This is a genomic window from Thermoanaerobacter sp. X514 (assembly GCF_000019065.1).
In the GTDB taxonomy this organism is placed as follows: Bacteria; Bacillota; Thermoanaerobacteria; order Thermoanaerobacterales; family Thermoanaerobacteraceae; genus Thermoanaerobacter; species Thermoanaerobacter pseudethanolicus.
The window spans coordinates 927,501-945,828 of record NC_010320.1; the positions used below are offsets into that span (position 1 = coordinate 927,501).

Annotated in this window: 19 protein-coding genes, 8 tRNA genes, 2 rRNA genes and 1 pseudogene (1 of these 30 running past the window's edge); 28 read left to right on the top strand and 2 right to left on the bottom strand. The window is 39.2% G+C overall.

Annotated elements, in window-relative coordinates; all coding sequences use genetic code 11:
- The 8 genes from TETH514_RS04590 to TETH514_RS04625 form a co-directional block, all read left to right on the top strand.
- A 23S ribosomal RNA gene (locus TETH514_RS04590) occupies positions 1-1,800 on the top strand; it begins 1,498 nt to the left of the window's first position.
- 32 nt (positions 1,801-1,832) lie between these two features.
- Positions 1,833-1,984: ribosomal RNA gene (gene rrf, locus TETH514_RS04595) — 5S ribosomal RNA — on the top strand.
- 9 nt (positions 1,985-1,993) lie between these two features.
- Positions 1,994-2,068 (top strand) — tRNA-Asn (locus TETH514_RS04600).
- Positions 2,069-2,074: 6 nt separating this feature from the next.
- Positions 2,075-2,149 (top strand) — tRNA-Glu (locus tag TETH514_RS04605).
- A gap of 9 nt (positions 2,150-2,158) precedes the next feature.
- Positions 2,159-2,234, top strand: a tRNA-Ile gene (locus tag TETH514_RS04610).
- Between the two features lie 25 nt (positions 2,235-2,259).
- Positions 2,260-2,336 (top strand) — tRNA-Asp (locus TETH514_RS04615).
- A gap of 9 nt (positions 2,337-2,345) precedes the next feature.
- Positions 2,346-2,421 (top strand) — tRNA-Phe (locus TETH514_RS04620).
- Between the two features lie 28 nt (positions 2,422-2,449).
- Positions 2,450-2,524: transfer RNA gene (locus TETH514_RS04625), tRNA-Thr, on the top strand.
- A 169-nt stretch (positions 2,525-2,693) separates the two neighbouring features.
- Here the strand turns inward: TETH514_RS04625 and TETH514_RS13135 are convergent.
- Together TETH514_RS13135 and TETH514_RS12250 are read right to left on the bottom strand one after the other, a co-directional pair.
- Entirely contained in the window at positions 2,694-3,005 is a 312-nt protein-coding gene (locus TETH514_RS13135; protein ID WP_367670395.1) for a CGNR zinc finger domain-containing protein, read from the bottom strand.
- Between the two features lie 25 nt (positions 3,006-3,030).
- Positions 3,031-3,282, bottom strand: a pseudogene (locus tag TETH514_RS12250) (ATP-binding protein); the annotation flags it as partial.
- Between the two features lie 253 nt (positions 3,283-3,535).
- On the opposite strand from TETH514_RS12250, the gene TETH514_RS04630 reads away from it, so the two are divergent.
- From TETH514_RS04630 to TETH514_RS04725, 20 genes are all read left to right on the top strand, one after another.
- Entirely contained in the window at positions 3,536-4,030 is a 495-nt protein-coding gene (locus tag TETH514_RS04630; RefSeq protein WP_003868477.1) for a ferritin-like domain-containing protein, read from the top strand.
- Positions 4,031-4,051: 21 nt separating this feature from the next.
- Positions 4,052-4,426 carry a class II SORL domain-containing protein gene (locus tag TETH514_RS04635; RefSeq protein ID WP_003868478.1) on the top strand — a complete coding sequence of 125 codons (375 nt, stop codon included), beginning with the start codon at positions 4,052-4,054 and terminating at the stop codon, positions 4,424-4,426.
- 216 nt (positions 4,427-4,642) lie between these two features.
- Positions 4,643-4,728: transfer RNA gene (locus tag TETH514_RS04640), tRNA-Tyr, on the top strand.
- A 3-nt stretch (positions 4,729-4,731) separates the two neighbouring features.
- Positions 4,732-4,807, top strand: a tRNA-Lys gene (locus TETH514_RS04645).
- Between the two features lie 343 nt (positions 4,808-5,150).
- Positions 5,151-5,663: a hypothetical protein gene (locus tag TETH514_RS04650; RefSeq protein WP_003868479.1), complete on the top strand. Its 513-nt coding sequence runs from the start codon at positions 5,151-5,153 to the stop codon at positions 5,661-5,663.
- Between the two features lie 18 nt (positions 5,664-5,681).
- Positions 5,682-7,322 carry a carbon starvation protein A gene (locus tag TETH514_RS04655; protein WP_003868480.1) on the top strand — a complete coding sequence of 547 codons (1,641 nt, stop codon included), beginning with the start codon at positions 5,682-5,684 and terminating at the stop codon, positions 7,320-7,322.
- Between the two features lie 351 nt (positions 7,323-7,673).
- Positions 7,674-9,038 carry a sodium:alanine symporter family protein gene (locus TETH514_RS04660; RefSeq protein ID WP_009052830.1) on the top strand — a complete coding sequence of 455 codons (1,365 nt, stop codon included), beginning with the start codon at positions 7,674-7,676 and terminating at the stop codon, positions 9,036-9,038.
- A 402-nt stretch (positions 9,039-9,440) separates the two neighbouring features.
- The gene (locus TETH514_RS04665) at positions 9,441-9,941 is read left to right on the top strand and encodes a Na+/H+ antiporter subunit E (RefSeq protein WP_003868482.1); all 501 of its coding nucleotides are present in this window, start codon (positions 9,441-9,443) and stop codon (positions 9,939-9,941) included.
- Positions 9,922-10,197 (top strand): monovalent cation/H+ antiporter complex subunit F, encoded by a 276-nt coding sequence (locus tag TETH514_RS04670; RefSeq protein WP_003868483.1) that lies wholly within the window; start codon positions 9,922-9,924, stop codon positions 10,195-10,197. The genes TETH514_RS04665 and TETH514_RS04670 overlap by 20 nt, the downstream gene beginning before the upstream one ends.
- A 1-nt stretch (position 10,198) precedes the next feature.
- Positions 10,199-10,516: a monovalent cation/H(+) antiporter subunit G gene (gene mnhG, locus TETH514_RS04675; RefSeq protein WP_003868484.1), complete on the top strand. Its 318-nt coding sequence runs from the start codon at positions 10,199-10,201 to the stop codon at positions 10,514-10,516.
- 1 nt (position 10,517) lies between these two features.
- Positions 10,518-10,769: a hydrogenase subunit MbhD domain-containing protein gene (locus tag TETH514_RS04680; protein ID WP_003868485.1), complete on the top strand. Its 252-nt coding sequence runs from the start codon at positions 10,518-10,520 to the stop codon at positions 10,767-10,769.
- Between the two features lies 1 nt (position 10,770).
- Complete coding sequence (locus TETH514_RS04685) at positions 10,771-11,496, top strand: MnhB domain-containing protein (RefSeq protein WP_009052829.1); 726 nt, start codon at positions 10,771-10,773, stop codon at positions 11,494-11,496.
- Positions 11,493-11,858: a sodium:proton antiporter gene (locus TETH514_RS04690; protein WP_009052828.1), complete on the top strand. Its 366-nt coding sequence runs from the start codon at positions 11,493-11,495 to the stop codon at positions 11,856-11,858. The genes TETH514_RS04685 and TETH514_RS04690 overlap by 4 nt, the downstream gene beginning before the upstream one ends.
- Positions 11,859-11,866: 8 nt before the next feature.
- Positions 11,867-13,327, top strand: coding sequence for a complex I subunit 5 family protein (locus tag TETH514_RS04695; RefSeq protein ID WP_012268645.1), 1,461 nt, complete (start codon positions 11,867-11,869; stop codon positions 13,325-13,327).
- Positions 13,328-13,428: 101 nt separating this feature from the next.
- Entirely contained in the window at positions 13,429-15,021 is a 1,593-nt protein-coding gene (locus TETH514_RS04700) for a complex I subunit 5 family protein (protein WP_003868490.1), read from the top strand.
- Positions 15,022-15,050: 29 nt separating this feature from the next.
- Entirely contained in the window at positions 15,051-15,713 is a 663-nt protein-coding gene (locus TETH514_RS04705) for a transporter associated domain-containing protein (RefSeq protein ID WP_009052825.1), read from the top strand.
- A gap of 158 nt (positions 15,714-15,871) precedes the next feature.
- Complete coding sequence (locus TETH514_RS04710) at positions 15,872-17,392, top strand: FAD-dependent thymidylate synthase (protein ID WP_009052824.1); 1,521 nt, start codon at positions 15,872-15,874, stop codon at positions 17,390-17,392.
- 17 nt (positions 17,393-17,409) lie between these two features.
- The gene (locus TETH514_RS04715; protein ID WP_003868493.1) at positions 17,410-17,724 is read left to right on the top strand and encodes a MazG-like family protein; all 315 of its coding nucleotides are present in this window, start codon (positions 17,410-17,412) and stop codon (positions 17,722-17,724) included.
- Positions 17,725-17,802: 78 nt separating this feature from the next.
- Complete coding sequence (locus TETH514_RS04720) at positions 17,803-17,985, top strand: hypothetical protein (RefSeq protein WP_003868494.1); 183 nt, start codon at positions 17,803-17,805, stop codon at positions 17,983-17,985.
- A 15-nt stretch (positions 17,986-18,000) separates the two neighbouring features.
- A complete protein-coding gene (locus tag TETH514_RS04725) occupies positions 18,001-18,276 on the top strand; it encodes a spore coat protein (RefSeq protein ID WP_003868495.1) in 276 nt (91 codons plus the stop codon).
- Positions 18,277-18,328 lie beyond the last annotated feature (52 nt).

Below are 18,328 nucleotides of genomic sequence, written 5' to 3' on the forward strand. Positions count from 1 at the left end.
GACTTAGGATATATAGATAAGACATTGCATAACGAACTAATAGAAGAATACACAGCTTTAAGGAAGCAAATATACACGATGATAAAGAAGTGGAGAGTATCCGACATCTGACTTCCGACATCTGACTTCTGTTTGGGGTAGGGGAGCGTACTGTACGGGTAGAAGGCCAAGCGGAAGCGAGGCTGGACTGTACAGTAGAGAGAATGCCGGCATGAGTAACGAGAGTAAGGTGAGAAACCTTACCGCCGGAAGCCTGAGGTTTCCTGGGGAAGGGTAATCCACCCAGGGTAAGTCGGGGCCTAAGCCGAGGCTTAAAGCGTAGGCGATGGGGAACCGGTAGAGAATCCGGTACCACCGAGGGCCGCAAAGAGATGCGGGGACGCAGCGAGATAGGTGGAGCGTGCGGTTGGTAGGGCACGTCCAATCAGGCACCGAAGGGTACGTAGGCAAATCCGCGTACTGGCAGGGGTCTGAGAAGGGGAGCCGGAAGGCGAAGCCACCGAAGCAGCTGCCGAGAAAAGCCGCTATCGAGGCCTGAGGTGCCCGTACTACAAACCGACACAGGTAGGCGAGGAGAGAATCCACAGGCGAGCGGGAGAACCCTCATTAAGGAACTCGGCAAAATGACTCCGTAACTTCGGGAGAAGGAGTGCCGAAAGGCCGCAGAGAAGAGGCCCAAGCGACTGTTTACCAAAAACACAGGTCTCTGCTAAGTCGGAAGACGAAGTATAGGGGCTGACGCCTGCCCGGTGCTGGAAGGTTAAGGGGAAGTGTGAGAGCACTGAACCGAAGCCCCAGTGAACGGCGGCCGTAACTATAACGGTCCTAAGGTAGCGAAATTCCTTGTCGGGTAAGTTCCGACCCGCACGAAAGGCGTAACGACTTGGGCGCTGTCTTGATGAGGGGCCCGGTGAAATTGTAGTACTCGTGAAGATGCGAGTTACCCGCGATTGGACAGAAAGACCCCGTGGAGCTTTACTGTAGCCTGTCACTGGATTTTGGTAATTCTTGTACAGGATAGGTGGGAGACAGAGAAGGTAGGGCGCCAGCCTTACTGGAGTCGACGTTGGGATACCACCCTGGGATTACCGGAATTCTAACCTATAGCCGTGAAACCGGCGTAGGGACAATGGCAGGTGGGCAGTTTGACTGGGGCGGTCGCCTCCTAAAGGGTAACGGAGGCGCCCAAAGGTTACCTCAGCGCGGACGGGAATCGCGCGAAAGAGTGCAAAGGCAGAAGGTAGCCTGACTGCGAGAGAGACATCTCGAGCAGGGACGAAAGTCGGGCTTAGTGATCCGGCGGCAGTGAGTGGGAACGCCGTCGCTCAACGGATAAAAGCTACCCCGGGGATAACAGGCTGATCTCCCCCAAGAGTCCACATCGACGGGGAGGTTTGGCACCTCGATGTCGGCTCATCGCATCCTGGGGCTGAAGTAGGTCCCAAGGGTTGGGCTGTTCGCCCATTAAAGCGGTACGCGAGCTGGGTTCAGAACGTCGTGAGACAGTTCGGTCCCTATCCGTCGCGGGCGTAGGAAACTTGAGAGGCACTGCCCCTAGTACGAGAGGACCGGGGTGGACGAACCGATGGTGTACCAGTTGCACCGCCAGGTGCACAGCTGGGTAGCCAAGTTCGGAAGGGATAAACGCTGAAAGCATCTAAGCGTGAAGCCCGCCTCAAGATTAGGTTTCCCATCCGAGAGGGGTAAGACACCTCGAAGACCACGAGGTAGATAGGCCGGGGGTGTAAGAGTGGAAACACTCTTAGCTGACCGGTACTAATCAGTCGAGGACTTGACCGAGAAGGCTTTGTGCAGTTTTGAGGGTCTAGATTTCCGGTGGCGATAGCGGAGGGGAAACACCCGTTCCCATTCCGAACACGGTCCACAAGGGGCCCCCAGACGGTCGCAAGACCGGCTGGGGTGCTAGTTAAGCCCTCCAGCGCCGATGGTACTGCTTTCGCGGGAGAGTAGGTCGCTGCCGGAATTAAAATATTCCTCAGTAGCTCAATGGTGGAGCAACCGGCTGTTAACCGGTAGGCTGTAGGTTCGAGTCCTACCTGAGGAGCCAAATCGTGGCCCCGTGGTCAAGTGGTTAAGACACCGCCCTTTCACGGCGGCAACATGGGTTCGAATCCCGTCGGGGTCACCAAATAAATATGGGCCTTTAGCTCAGCTGGCAGAGCGGTCGGCTCATAACCGATTGGTCCGGGGTTCAAATCCCTGAAGGCCCACCATTTCAATAAAATTAAATAATAATGCGGCCCAATAGCTCAGTTGGTTAGAGCGCCAGCCTGTCACGCTGGAGGTCGAGGGTTCAAGTCCCTTTTGGGTCGCCATTATGTTATGCCTCGATAGCTCAGTAGGTAGAGCAAGGGACTGAAAATCCCTGTGTCAGTGGTTCGATTCCACTTCGAGGCACCATAATTTTTTTATGGAGGTTTTAGTTATTGCTGGCGTAGCTCAGTGGCAGAGCAGTTGATTCGTAATCAACAGGTCGTGGGTTCGAATCCCACTGCCAGCTCCAGTTAAATCAAGGTTTCCAAGCCCATCGGTAAAGTGAATCGATGGGTTTTTTCTTGTTTTCGCTGCAAAAACGCTGCAATCTGATGATGTAAATGTTTCAAAGTTGCTTTGCAGCATTTGAAATTGCAGCGGACTTTTCCCTCCTGTAGAGCAAAAGGAATTCCGGGCCTCTATGAGGAGGCTTTTTCTTTTTGCCTGTAATAGTGCGTTAAGCGGTTTGCTTTATTTCGACATTCCTCACTGCAAAAGCGCTTATTGGGTTTATCAGCATAAAACAGCCTCTCACAATAATTGTGTGCACATCTTCTTATTATTCTGCCTTCTGCGAGGTCAAACCACAACCCCAAATAGCAAGCATGAAGCAAAGAAGGGCAATGCCATGCCGGCTCAAAGGTGCTATTCTGAGAAGAAGTGTAAAAGTCAATATATTTTTGTACAAAAAGTGGAATATAATTTTGTACAAAAAATGTACTAAGATACATTCGAAGAACTGTTAAAATATTCAACTTATGACTTTAATCTATATGAAGGCCCTTTTATTGATATAACATGCGAATGATGAAGTAATCTATCCAATATTGCATTAGTTATTGTTGCTGATCCAAATACTTCTGCCCAATTAGAAAAGGGCATATTAGTTGTAATAATAGTACTATGTTTTTCATACCTTTTAGATATTAGCTGAAAAAATATATTTGAAGTATCTGTGTCTATTGGTAAGTAACCTACTTCATCTATTATTAGTACTTTATACTTTGAAGACTATTATTTATGACTTTCTTTTAAAAGAAAATAGTTAGTTTATAATTTTTTGTTAAATATATGTTAAATATAAAATTTTTAGAGCTTTTTGACTTTGGGATAAAGTTGTGGTATAATGAAAAACAAGGATGTAGTAGAAAAAAATGCTGTATCAATATAAATAGACGGTATTTGAAGATAGCTTTAAATTCAGTTTACACAAGCTAAAGATAAAAGAATAAACTAAAAATATGTGGGAAGGAGAGTTTATATGGGAACAAAGGGAAGAGAGATAGTGGGAAAAGAGGTTGACAAGATAATTGAATTTTTAAACAAAGCATTAGCTGATGAATGGTTGGCTTATTATCAGTATTGGATTGGGGCAAAAGTTGTAAGAGGGCCAATGAGTGGAGCAGTAGCTGCTGAACTAAGTGAGCATGCAGGAGAGGAATTAAGCCATGCTGAGAAGTTGGCAGAGCGCATCATTCAATTAGGTGGAACACCTATATTAAAACCAGAGGATTGGTATAAGCTTACCAATTGCGGTTATGATACGCCAGACAATCCTGAAGTTAAAGTTATTTTGGAGCAAAATATAAAAGGAGAACAATGTGCTATAGAAGTTTACAACAAAATGTTGTCAGAACTTAAAGATGTTGATCCTGTGACATATCATTTAATTTTAGAGATATTAGAAGATGAGATAGAGCACGAAGAAGATTTAGAGAACTTAAAAGAAGACATGGATATGATGAATAAAAAATAATAAAAAGTGAGGAGGATATTTATGGAGAAATTTGGTTCATTATATCAAAGTGGAGATTGGAAAGGAGAAAAACACGTTCCTGTCATACATATCTCTGACAAGGTCAAAAAAGAAGAGGTAGTTGAATTAAGAGTCAATATAGGAGAAGAAATTCCACATCCAAATACGCTAGAACATCACATCAAATGGATTAAAGTGTATTTTCATGGTGAAGGAGATAAATTCCCTGTTGAGATAGGTAATTACAATTTCACATCTCACGGAGAGTATGGAGTGTTTACAGAACCCGACTTGACAATAAAGTTTAAAGTTGAAAAATCAGGGACAATCTATGCGGCAAGTTACTGCAATATACACGGTTTGTGGGAGAATAGCAAAAAGATAGAGGTTGAGTAAAATATCAAAGGGCTTTCATCTTTAAATTTATCCAGATGAAAGCCCTTTGTTGCTAATTTAATGAAAGGAGTAAATCAAATTATAGAATCATTCACATATTTTAACATAAAAATAGTTGCATAAAAGCCCTTTACAAATAGGGCTCTATATGATAAAATAAGCTACGTGGTTTTTCTTAAAGTTTTAGAGTAAAACTTTTTATTGTCTTAAAAATGTGGAGGGATACCCAAGTGGCCAAAGGGGGCAGACTGTAAATCTGTTGGCTATCGCCTTCGATGGTTCGAATCCATCTCCCTCCACCATATGACCCATTAGCTCAGGAGGTAGAGCACCTGCCTTTTAAGCAGGGTGTCCCGCGTTCGAGTCGCGGATGGGTCACCAGTCATGAGAAAAACAGTTATCTTTTTAGATAGCTGTTTTTTATCATAGTGTAAAATTATCCTAAAAGTATCTTGACACTATCGGAATATGTGCTATAATGATAACGTAACCATGCAGCAATTGATATTACGGTTTATCATGATTAGGTTTTAAAATATGGATATTAGAGCTTTAAATACGATTACATTTTATAAAAAAGTTTTAATAAAAAAAAGAAAGAGAAGTGATTTTGCTATAGGGACAATAGGTTAAACCGAATTTTATTTTAAAATAATGAAGGAATTTCTATAACTATGTAGACTATATACATAAAGAAGATAATAATCTTGCGGGGTGCATATAAATGGTTAAGGAAGAATATTTAGATTTATTGGAAAAGAAACATAGTGTTTACTATGACGTGTATAGAGACTATGAATTAAACGGTAGATTTCTGGATATATATGCAGAGTTTCATATGAGGAATGAGAGGTACTTTTTGATAGATGTGCTGGATGCATACGAGACCCATGAGTATAGGCTCGTGAAATATTATGAAAATCTAAAACTTGATGATGCAGCAGAGTTTGGCACATGGTTGAAAGAGCAGGTTGAAGTCCTCATTAAACCTCATACGGAGCATATGTGCACCATATTGACCGGAGTAATGGTAACTGATAGAGGCATTAACAGGAATGTGGAGAAATTTATTAAAGATTACAGGTATACAAGATACTTCACATTTGGAATAAAAGGCTGGGGAGAAATAAGACTTGTAGGCGTTGACATTGCTTCCAATAGGGTGGTGGCAAACAGGAAGGGAAGAGAGGTGATAAAGGATTTTATGATTCCTATGCCAAAGCCCAATTATAAATAAAAGGGAGGTAACATTTAAATGAGTGCAATAATTTTACTGATAAGTGCTATTATTCTTTTTGTACTTGCTTATATCTTTTACGGAGGCTGGCTTGCAAAACAGTGGGGTTTGCAGCCAGACAATAATACCCCTGCACACACCATGTATGATGGCGTGGACTATGTCCCTGCAAAGGCACCTGTCCTTCTGGGCCATCACTTTGCATCCATAGCCGGTGCCGGTCCTATAAACGGACCTATACAAGCCGCTATATTTGGATGGGTACCAGCAACACTCTGGATTCTTTTAGGCGGTATATTCCTAGGTGGAGCCCATGATTTTGGTTCACTTCTTGCATCATTGAGGCATAAGGGCAAGTCCATAGGTGATATCATACAAGCAAATGTTGGCTTGACAGCAAAGAGGTTGTTTCTTTTGTTTTCCTGGTCGACACTGGTACTCATAGTTGCAGCCTTTACAAACATAGTGGCTGATACTTTTGTCTCTACACCCCAGGCAGCCACTGCTTCACTGCTTTTTATACTATTTGCCGTGGTATTTGGATTTGCTGTATGCAGAAGGAATGCACCACTTGGCTTGAGTACCGTGTTGGGTGTGGCGGCTTTGGCGTTATCTATATGGATAGGTTATATAGCCCCGTTATCATTGCCTAAGACCACATGGATAATCATCCTTGCCGTGTATATAGTAGCTGCATCAGTTATGCCTGTATGGATACTCCTGCAGCCAAGGGATTACTTGAACTCTTTCCTTCTCTATGGAATGATGATTGGCGGTGTTGTTGGTATACTGCTTTATAACCCGAGGATTCAACTTCCAGCGTTTACAAGCTTTAAGGTTGGTACGCAGTATCTCTTCCCGATGCTGTTCATTACCATAGCATGCGGTGCCATATCCGGTTTCCACTCACTGGTGGCCTCCGGCACCACAGCAAAACAGCTGGACAAAGAAGGGGATGCTAAGTTAATAGGCTATGGCTCTATGCTTATAGAGAGCACCTTAGCCATAATTTCTATAATTACCGCAGCGTATCTTACTCAAGATAAGTTTGCAGAGCTTATTAAGTTTGGTCCAACCAATGTGTTTGCTGATGGATTAGGTACATTCATGGCCAGCTTTGGTATAAATCAGGTTGTAGGAAAGACCTTTGCTGCCCTTGCTGTGTCTGCATTTGCCATGACCACGCTGGATACAGCCACAAGGCTCGGCAGGTTTGCCTTCCAGGAGTTTTTTGAAAATATATCGGAGTCTGGAGAGACAGTGGCATCTTCTAACCCTGTGGCTAAATTCTTTAGTGACAGGTATGTGGCATCTGTAATCACTGTGGTTATTTCTATTGTACTTGCATTTACAAGCTGGAAGGCTATATGGCCTATATTTGGTGCGGCTAACCAGCTCCTCGCAGCGGTAGCACTGCTGGCAGTGGCTGCATGGCTTGCCAATGCAGGTAGGAACAATAAAATGCTCATTATCCCTATGATATTTATGTTTATAGTTACTTTGACAGCCCTTGTACTTCTGATTCAATCTAATATTGCTTCTGGTAACTATATACTGGTGTTATTTGCCGTCCTGCTGTTTATCCTGGCTATACTATTAATACTTCAAACATATGGAGTGCTTACAGGAAAGAACAGAAGAGAAGGGGTAGCAAAATAGATAAAAAGCCTGCCGCAGGGAAGGCTTTTTAAGTGCGCCCGGCATGGGCGATAGCTAGGCGGTGAAAGTCCGCTATGGCCATGGCGGTGGGAACCATTAGCCAAAGGCAAGGGTGTCCATCGTAATTGGACGTTAATTGTTTAGCTTTGTTTTCAAAGGATTTCCTCCATTATAAGAATTCGACAAAAAAGGAGGAATTCCTTTAAAAATACATAGCAGAACCCCTTAATTTGTGAGGATTTTGGGGTTTTGTAATCTCTAATGAATGTATTTTGAAAGAGGGAATATTAGGTTAAATTTTGTTTATAATTAAGAAATTTATAAAAATTGAGTGTTTAGAGGGGTTATATTATGGACAAATTATTGGAAATCAATAGTACTGTCAATGGTATAGTATGGGGTCCACCTATGCTTATTCTTATCGTTGGAACGGGCCTTATACTTACCATAGGTCTGGGATTCATACAGATTAGAAAATTCCCTTATGTAATGAAAAACACGTTGTTTAAAATGTTTGAAAAGTCCCAGAAGGGAGAAGGAGAAATAACTCCCTTTCAGGCTCTGGCAACGGCTCTGGCGGCGACGGTTGGAACCGGCAATATCGCGGGTGTCGCTACGGCTATTGCACTTGGCGGACCGGGAGCTATTTTTTGGATGCTCATCGCTGCTCTCGTCGGCATGGCAACCAAATTCAGTGAAGTCGTGCTGGCGGTTCATTTTAGAGACAGAAAACCCGACGGAAGTTTTGCCGGTGGGCCTATGTATTATCTGGAGAAGGGGCTTAAACAGAAATGGTTAGCGGTGCTTTTTGCCATGTTCGGTGCACTAGCTGCTTTTGGTATAGGCAATATGGTTCAGGCCAATTCGGTAGCTGCTTCTCTTGAAACGACTTTCGGGGTCCCGAAGTTATATACCGGTGTAGCCCTTGCAATATTGACCGCCCTTGTAATCCTTGGAGGTTTAAAGAGGCTAGCTGCAGTTACTGAAAAACTGGTGCCCTTTATGGCTGCTTTTTATATTATTGGAGCTCTAATAATAATTTTATTGAATATATCAAAACTACCCTCAGCCATCGGTATGATAATAAATCAGGCCTTCACGGGATCGGCTGCCGCTGGTGGATTTGCCGGCGCTACAGTTATGATGGCGATGCGCTATGGTGTGGCCAGGGGTATTTTTTCTAACGAAGCCGGTTTGGGTAGCGCTCCCATAGCCCATGCTGCGGCTACCACTGACCATCCGGTCCGCCAGGGTCTGTGGGGAATTTTCGAGGTTTTCATGGATACCATCGTTATATGCTCGCTAACTGCCCTTGCAATACTCACCACTGGTGTATGGGCCGAGGTGGATGCGGCTGGCAAGCAACTTACCGGCGCTGCGTTGACCACCGCAGCGTTTAACAAGGGGCTCCCAGGACCGGGCGGCATTATAGTGGCTATAGGTATACTGCTTTTCGCGTTTTCAACCTTGCTCAGCTGGTCCTATTACGGAGAAAAGTCTGCCGAGTACCTTTTCGGCGTAGGCGTAAAGATTATATACAGAATTATATGGATACCTTTTGTGGTAATAGGTGCAGTGGGTGGACTCGAAGCACTGTGGGATCTGGCGGATACTTTGAACGGTCTTATGGCGATACCGAACCTCATTGGTCTTATAGGTTTGAGCGGAACAGTCTTTAAATTAACAAGGGAGTTTTTTAAAAAAGAGGGCGCGTAACTCGTCTTTACGTAGCAAGAAGGATATTATTTTCCCGCCCTGAAATTTCTTTCTAAGTGAGGGGTCTAAGGCGGGTATTGTTTTTTTGGAATTATTTGAGTATAATGCTTCTATACATTATTTCATTATTTACATTACGGGTGGTGCTGTTGTTCAGTGTTGTGGGATTTGTCGTTTTTTCCGACATCGGAAAAGAGGAGAATGGCCAATGTCAAATCACTAAAGGAAGCTATTTTAAAAGAAATATATGTAATTATATATTTCCATCCCTGGGGTTGTAGAAGGAGAGGTCTTATTGAATAAAAAACCTAAAAATACTTGATACGTTCTTTTATTTATGATACCATTTTTATTGGTATAATATTCTTAAGCTATAAAATTTATATTTGAGGTAATGATAATATGACGAATCTCATATATTTTTATACTGTTCTTTTCATTTTTTGGTTTGCTTCGTCTGGAAAAACAGATTTCATAAATCTATCTTTAGGGTTTTTGGCAAGTATTTTTGCAATGGAAGTTTATAAAAAATTCTTTTATATTTCAAAGATGAAGGAAATAAATCTTATAAAATTTCTTCTCTCATTCTTTAATTATATAGTAAACTTGATAAAAAATATTTTAATGGCAGGAATTCAGGTAACGAGGATTGTCCTGTCGAGAGAAATGAAGATTTCACCGAGGATTATAAAAGTTCGGAAAAAATTTAAGACCAATTTTGGAAGGGTTATAGCTGCTACAACAATAACGTTGACTCCGGGCACATTGACAATAGATTTTTATAACGATACTTTTATAATACATGCTTTAAATTCCCAAAATGCTGAAGAAATGCTGGAATGGCCCCTGGAAAAAGTTATTTTGGAGTTGGAGGATGTTTTTTATGGAAATGGAAATACTTAAGACTCTAGGGGGCATAATCCTATGTATTACAATAATAATATCTATTTTGGCCAGCATAAATAGAAAGGGAGTTCTTGAAAAAGTCGTAATAACAAATATAGTCAATACAAAGACGGTAGCTCTTATTTTTATTTTATCTTATATTAGGAATAAACCTGTTTTTCTTGACGTAGCTGTAGTATATGCTTTGATAAACTTTATCGCAGCTATTGCAGTTTCCAAATTTTTTGATGGTTATCATAAGCAGGGTGATTAATATGGTGATATTATCTTATATAACCTTTTACATGGGAATATTTTTCTTCGTTGTTTCAACAGTAGGGGTAGTACGCCTTCCCGATTTGTATTCCCGGCTTCATGCAGCTACGATATGTGATACCCTAGGTTTAGGCCTTGTTGCTCTTTCGCTGACGATGATGTACGGTATTTCTATCGAATCCCTGAAACTCCTTTTTATAGTTGTTTTGATTTGGATAGCAAATCCAGTAGCTGCACATTTGGTTTCGAAAGCAGCGTACATTAATAAGCTGCCGACTGTTCAGGGGAAATTTGTCATCGAGGAAGGAGAAAAGTAGAATGCGATGGTTGGAGGAAGCTTTTAATCTTCTTCTGCTGGTGATATTGATTCTCTGCTCCTTGGTAGTATACATTAAAAAAGAAATAATCTCAGCTGTAGTTATATTTTCAATTTACAGTTTCGTGATGGCCATTGTTTGGCTCGAATTGAAAGCCCCTGACCTGGCGATTACAGAAGCAGCCGTTGGAGCTGGGATAACAACCATTTTGTTCGTCATTGCAATTAAGAGAATGGGTGGTCGGTGGGATTGATATGAAAAAATATATTTATTTTATTATTTCTGTATCGCTTTTTATACTTTTGCTTTTTGTAAATTCGGAATTACCACCTTTCGGTAGTGGAGAAAATACTTCTTATCTAAATAACTATGTTGTAAAAAAATATGTCGACGATGTATTAGACGATACTGGGGTTTTAAGCTCAATTGCTGCAATCCTTTATGATTACAGAGGTTTTGATACACTCGGTGAAGCCACTGTGCTTTATACGTCTGTGCTGGCGGTATCTGTGATGTTAAAAAACGAAAAAAAATATTACTTTAGACATACTGAAAGCACTTATCTTAAAACCGTAAGCAAATTAATATTTCCATTTATATTTGTTTACGGTATCTACATAACTCTTTATGGTCATATTTCACCTGGAGGAGCTTTCTCCGGAGGGGTTGTCATTGCAGCTGGTTTTATTTTAATAATGCTCAGCTACGGAAAAAAATATTGTGAGTATTTTCTTGATTATTACCGGGCTTCAATGATTGAAAGCCTTTCAATGCTGTGGTACATTACAGTAGGCCTTTTCTCGGTTTTAGCAGGATATCAATTTCTCTCAAACAAAATTGCAGGGATTCCAACGGGGGTTGCTGGCAGCGTTTTTAGCGGAGGTTCAATTTTTTTATTAAACGCAGCGGTGGCCATGAAAGTATTTGGAACTATATATATACTCTTTTACTTTATTGCTCTTGAGGAGGTCGAAAGGTGAAGGTATTATATGGAATTTTAAATAATTATTATTATTTAGCGGCGTTTGTTCTTTTTTGCATAGGGTTTTATATAATACTTGCAAGCCCCAATTTAATCAAAAAAGTTATTGGTATGAACATTATGGATACCTCCGTTTTTCTATTTATAGTGGCTTCTGGCTATATCAAGGACGGAAAGGTACCAATTATGTCAACATCAACACCAGGGCCTACAGTTTATGTAAACCCATTAACCACAGCTTTTGTCTTAACAGGAATCGTAATTGCAGTTAGTAAGACTGCATATGCTCTTACGCTCATTACTAAGATTCACGATTTTTACGGTTCTATAGATATTGATAATATTTATAAGTCCGGGTGAAAATGGTTATGAATCACATTCCAATTGTATTAATAATATCCCTTTTCAGCCATGCTTTTTTAACTCCTCTGTTAAAGAAAAAATTTCGCAGCCTATACATATTCAGTCTTGCTTTATATTCTTTGTTGCTTTTTCTAACAGGTAAAACATTTTTTTACGTCGAATCGATGGGGCCTATTAGGTACTGGATAGGAGGATGGATCCCTCCGATAGGTATAGAACTTTATGCGGATAAACTTTCGGTCTTTATGGCTACTCTTTTTTTGAGCTGCGCCTTATTAATTCTTGTTAGCTTTGAGTCGTTTAAGTACGAGATAGGAGAAGAAAAGGCAGCATATTATTTTATGCTAGTTTCAATTTTAATTGGCGCTATGCTGGGCATAATCTTTACCAGGGACCTCTTTAATTTATATGTTTTTGTAGAAATTACAACAATTGCTGCTTGTGGAATTATATCTATAAAAAATGAAAAGAAAGCGGTGGAAGCTGCTCTTAAATATTTTATATTGAGCTCTATAGCATCTACCTCTATATTACTTGGCCTGATCCTCATATACAATATAGGTGGTTATTTACACTACGATACATTAAAATCTGTTTTGCTAGAATCTAAGGATGTATTTCCGAAGATTATATCTGGATCTTTAGTACTTATAATATCAGGATTTAGCTTGAAATCTGCTCTCTTTCCTTTGCACATATGGCTCCCCGATGCCCACTCTGCCGCCCCTACAACATCAAGCGCTCTATTGTCCGGATTAGTTATAAAAGTTTATGTTTTCGCCATAATACGCCTGCTAAACGATGTTTTTGGTCTAATGTATACATACACTTCAATTTTGTTGGAGGTCCTTTTAGCATTAGGCAATGTTGGTGTATTTTCTGGGGCTGTTTTGGCGGGATTTCAAAACGATATAAAAAGAAGGTTAGCTTATTCAAGTGTATCTCAAATGGGCTATGTTTTTTTAGGTCTCGGCTTTAATAATCAGTACGGATTTGAAGGAGCATTGTTACAGGTATTAAACCATGCCCTTGCCAAAAGCGGTTTGTTTTTAGCTGCAGGCTGGATGGTCAAATTCACTGGCACAAGAGATATAAAAGGACTAGAAAAAATCAGTGACAAATTGCCGCTGACAGCTCTTTGCTTTTCTGTATGTGCCATGTCTTTGGTGGGGATGCCTTTTACCTTGGGATTTTTATCAAAGTGGCACTTGGCTATGGCCGCTATAGAATCGGGAAGGCCTTTACAATTAATTTTTATAATATTATCTGCCCTTTTGACATTAAGTTATTATTTTCCCATCATAGTAAAGGCCTTTACAGGCGATAAATCCTTTGAAAGAAAGTTAGAATTTGAAAAGATAAAGGGCGGTAGTTTGATTTCCATTCTTATATTTACTTTTGTTATCATGTTTTTAGGCATTTATCCTAAATTTTTGTTAAAATATTTGTTGCAGAACATGTTCTAAGGAGAGTGAAAGCAATGAGCTCATTGAGCTTACTTTTTATATTGGTACTCCCAATTATAGGTACGCTGGTAATATGGCCTGCCAGTAAAAAAAATGATAAGATGGGGGAGATTTTTGTCGCATTGATATGTGGCATCTGTGTATTATTTGCAGCATTTACTCCAGCAGGAGATTTTTTGAGTATAAACACAGGTTTTCACTCAATTAGGTTTACTTTAGGTGATATAAATCGCATATTCCTGCTTTTTTCCACCTCTATTTGGTGTTTAGTTGCACTTTTTCTGACGGGCTATGTTCATCATATGGAAAATAGGGCAAGGTTCTGGGGCTTTTTCATGCTAACGTTATGGTCGGTTATATGTGTTTTTTTAGCTGGAGATCTTTTGACCTTTTACTTTTTTTTCGAATTAATGGCTTTATTTTCTTATTTCTTAATTATACACCAAGAGTCAACTGAAGCCCTATCGTCAGGGAATTTATATATCTTTACCACATTTGTAGGGGGTCTTGCAGTTCTAGGTGCCATACTGATAATATACAATAATGTTGGAACTTTTGAGTTTGAAAAATTAAACCTTGTCATAGAACATGGGGGATTAAAGGGGTATTTGGCCCTCGTATTATTATTTGTAGGATTCGGGATTAAAGCAGGTTGCCTGCCTTTTCATTTTTGGCTCCCAAGAGCTCATCCAGTAGCGCCGGCTCCAGCCAGTGCCTTGCTCTCTGGGGTACTTGTGAAATCAGGAGTCTTTGGCATTCTGCAGATTTTGCGATATACAAATTCGCATTATTTAGGGCTGGTCCTGATAATTTTAGGAATTTTGTCAACATTATACGGCGGTTTTATGGCTCTGTGTGACAATTACCCCAAGCGTCTTTTAGCATATGGTACTATAAGCCAGATAGGATATATTTTTGTAAGTATTAGTGCAACGATTTTAGCAGGGGCACATTCTTTGGTCGCTCCTTACTTGCACATATATGCTCACGGTCTTTCTAAAACAGCATTGTTTCTTGTTGTTGGGTATATATATTTAAAGACTTATGAAATGAAACAACTAAAAAATCTTACTTTAGTCCCGCTGGCAGCAATTGCACTTGCGGGACTAAATCTCGCGGGATTCCCGGGATTTATAGGTTATACCGCAAAAATTTTAACAAAAGATTTACTTCTACGTCTTTCGACTCAAGGAATGTTTTTTCATTGGGTGGAGGTAATTTTTAGACTTTCTGGCATTCTGACGGCGGCTTATCTAACCAAGATCTTTTTCTGCTTTTATGAGTCTTACTTAAAACACAGGGTAAAAAATCCATTGAGTAATCAAAAAGAGTTTAATATAATGATATTCGTGCTGTTTTTGTTGGTTTTTATGACAATCATCCTTGGATTCTTACCAATTGCGGCTAGCGATGTTGAAATTAATCTATATTCTCCAGCTAAAATAATTGCATCGATATTTGATATTATTACAGGTATTATAGTTTATTTGAAGTTCAAAGGTCACATAAAAAGACCTGTATTAATACCACAGCCTTCATACAGAAATACAGTTTTCAAACTTACCGGTTATTTTGGTAATTTAGTCCAAAGGTATATTCATCTTCCTATAAGTATAGATCTCAGCATTGCGCTTTTTGGCATCTCAATTCCGTTGCTGTATTTACTGTTAATATTATACCTAAAGCCTTATTGAGTTTGAAAAAACGAGGAGGTTAGAGCCTTATGTTAAACTTTTGGGAAAAGTTCAAGTGGCGATTGCCCAAAAATTTTGCGAGGCTAGTGTTTTTTTTGGAAGCATTGCTGGCTTTATTCATAATTAGTGGGGTTGCAATTAGCTTTTTGGACCTTATAAGGTATTTAAACCTTATTATAAGCCAACCACCATTGCAAACTTATGAGATATTGAGGACCTTTTTAGGTCATATACTTTTACTCGTAATCGGCCTTGAGTTGGTTATAATGCTAGTTAGGCACACTCCTTCAAGCGTGGTAGAAGTTCTTCTTTACGCTATAGCGCGAAAAATTATTATGGAAGCCAAAACCACCCTCGATGTCTTGATAGGTGTTGTGGCTCTAGGAGGTCTATTTTTACTTATTAAAATATATACCCCAGAAAGACTTCATGCAGAAAAAGGCGCTATAGTAAGTTCAAGTATGCCAATATGGGAGGTAAATGAGATAGCAAATGTAAATATTCCCGAAAATATGGCAAATACTATAGGAGGACTTATATCAATTTTGGCCAGCAATGAAGGGAAAAACATAGCTATTGGTCAAGTGTTTAGAATAAATGATGCAGAAATCTCAATTTATTCTATGGAAGGAAACCTAGTAAGGTCGGTTTTTGTCAAAAGAAGCGAAGAAGCTAACGAGGTGCATTGTTGATTATGAAATTTAGGAAAAGCCGGCGGGCTGTACAGATTTATAAACTGGGAGTGTTCTATACTTACCGATTTTATTTCCCTTTTTAAAAAAGGTTTTATGGTATAATAATATAAAGTGGAAAAAGTGATGATTTTACGATTTTGAAGGGAGTTTTTGACATGAAAATGAGAAAATTGACTCTTGAAGAGGAGAGGCTTTTAGAGAATTTTGTAACAGATGTATACGGACCCGTTTATTTTATACATTCACTTCCAGAATTTATCATACCGCCTATAAATTCAAAAGTGAGTAGAAGAGACACCAGCTGGAGGCTTAATATACTTGAGTCTTTGACAGATGGAGATTTAAACATAACTGACTATATACCCAAACACAACATACCTTTAGAAAAAGCAATACAAAAAGCGAAAGAATTTCACGAAAAGTGGGTGGAAAGGTTTGGACATTCTTCTATTGCTGAGCAGCATTTAATGCACCTGTGTGTGGAAGATGTGTCGAGGCTTTTGTCAGGGGATATTGAGCTTATGAACAGAAGACCTGCTTTTATAGAGTGGAGTCAGAGGTATCAAAAGCCTACAAGAGATAAAGTAGTGATACCACAAGAATTAGAAGAAAAGCCCGATTTGAAAGAAAAGTTTTTAAAAGTCTGGAACAACTCCTATGATGCTTATGAAAAACTTGTAGAAGTTTTGACGGAATATTTAGCTAGGGCAGAAGAGAAAAAAGAGGGAGAAAGTGAAGAAAGATTTTACAATAGGATTAGTAAGATTGCCTTTGAAGATGCGAGATATGCCCTTCTTTTAGCTACTAAGACAAGTTTTGCAGTGGCTTTAAATGCCCTAGATTTACAGGATATAGTGCGAAAACTTTTTGTACATCCTACTAAAGAGGCGAAGTTATTAGCTGAAAGAATAGTCGAACAAGGGGAAAAAATTGCACCGAGTATGTTAAGACATACAGCTCCTACTGTTTATCAATTAAAAGTTCACGATAGATTAAAGAATTTAGCGAGTGTTGTAAAAGAAGATGAGCTTTCAGATTCAAATGAGGATGTTATTTTAATAGATTATACAGGGAAAGATAGCGAATATTCTCCTGTAGATATTGTAATTATGCATATTTTGTTTACATATTCAGGTAAAAATTTTGAAGCAGTGAGAAAAACAGTGAAGAATATGTCCGAAGAGGAGAAAAGTAAAATCCTGCAGCAGGCAGTTGAAGATATAGGGGAGTTTGACCATTTAATAGAGGCATTTAAATCGATCAGATTTAAATTTCAACTGAAGATAAGTGAAGCCAATTGGCATCAGCTTTTAAGACATAGAACTATTGTCTTTGATTACAGTGAACCGACAATTGAAAATGGCTTTGTTATTCCTCCTAATATTGAAAAAGCGAATGCTTCTGAAATTTTAATAGAAGCAATAAAGGCTTCAGAGGAATTATTTATAGAATTAAAAGAAAAATTGCCTGAAGTAAGTCCTTACGTGGTAACAAATGCACACAAACGCTTGGTTCTTATGAATGCGGATTTATGGGCTTTTGATCATTTTGCAAATTTGAGATGCACTAATGAAGCTCAGTGGGATATACGGAATGTTTCTTTTAAGATGCTTGATTTGATTAAGGAAGTAGCTCCCCAGTTGACAACCTTTATGGCAAGGCGAAAAAAAGCTTAAAAGATGGAGATGAAATCATGAAAACCAGTTTTAAAGAAATAAGTTTGCCAAAGCTTAATAATTTGACACCATCACTGGAATCTACTGCCCTTAAATTAATGGAAGAAGCAGGAGAATTAGCACAAGCTATAGGAAAATTTAGAGGTTTAAACGGAGAAAATGTCACTTTAAGCGAAAAAGAGATAATGGAAAAAATTTCAGAAGAACTTTTAGATGTTGCTCAAGTGGCAGTTTCAATGATGTTTGTATTAGAGGAAAAGTATAATATAAATATTGAAGAAAAACTTAAAGAACATATCGAAAAATTAAAAAGGAAAGGGTATATAAAATAAAAAATATGCAGAAAAACTCTGCATATTTTTTGTTTTTGTGCACATATTAAAATTGAAATCTAAGAAGGGAGGATAAATATGCAACTTTCAACCAAAGAGTTACTTTATTTGGATGATATTTTATCATTACAGCAAAATATGACAAAAACTTTAAACGATTATGCTTCAAGATGTCAAGACCCACAGCTTAAAGCTTTATGCCAAAATCTTGCGGATAGATGTCAAAACAATTTCAATTCTCTGCTAAAACATTTAAGTTAGAAGGAGTGTTAAAATATGTATGGAAATACGCAAATTAGTGACAAGGATATTATGATGAATGTACTGGGCAGTTATAAATTGGCAATAGAAATGTTCAGTCATGCAGCAGTTGAGTCTGCAAATGAAAGCATAAGAAGAGAATATATCAATCTTTTAAATTCTACTTTAGAAGACCAAAGGACAGTTTGGAATGCTGTAAATCAAAGAGGATGGTATCCTGTCAAACCGGCTCCACCTCAGGATATACAAGAGGCAAGGAATAAATTTAGACAACCAGTTGGGATGATGTAAATATAAAAAGTTTGTGATATAATAATGGAAGTAGTGTTTTTACTACTTCCAT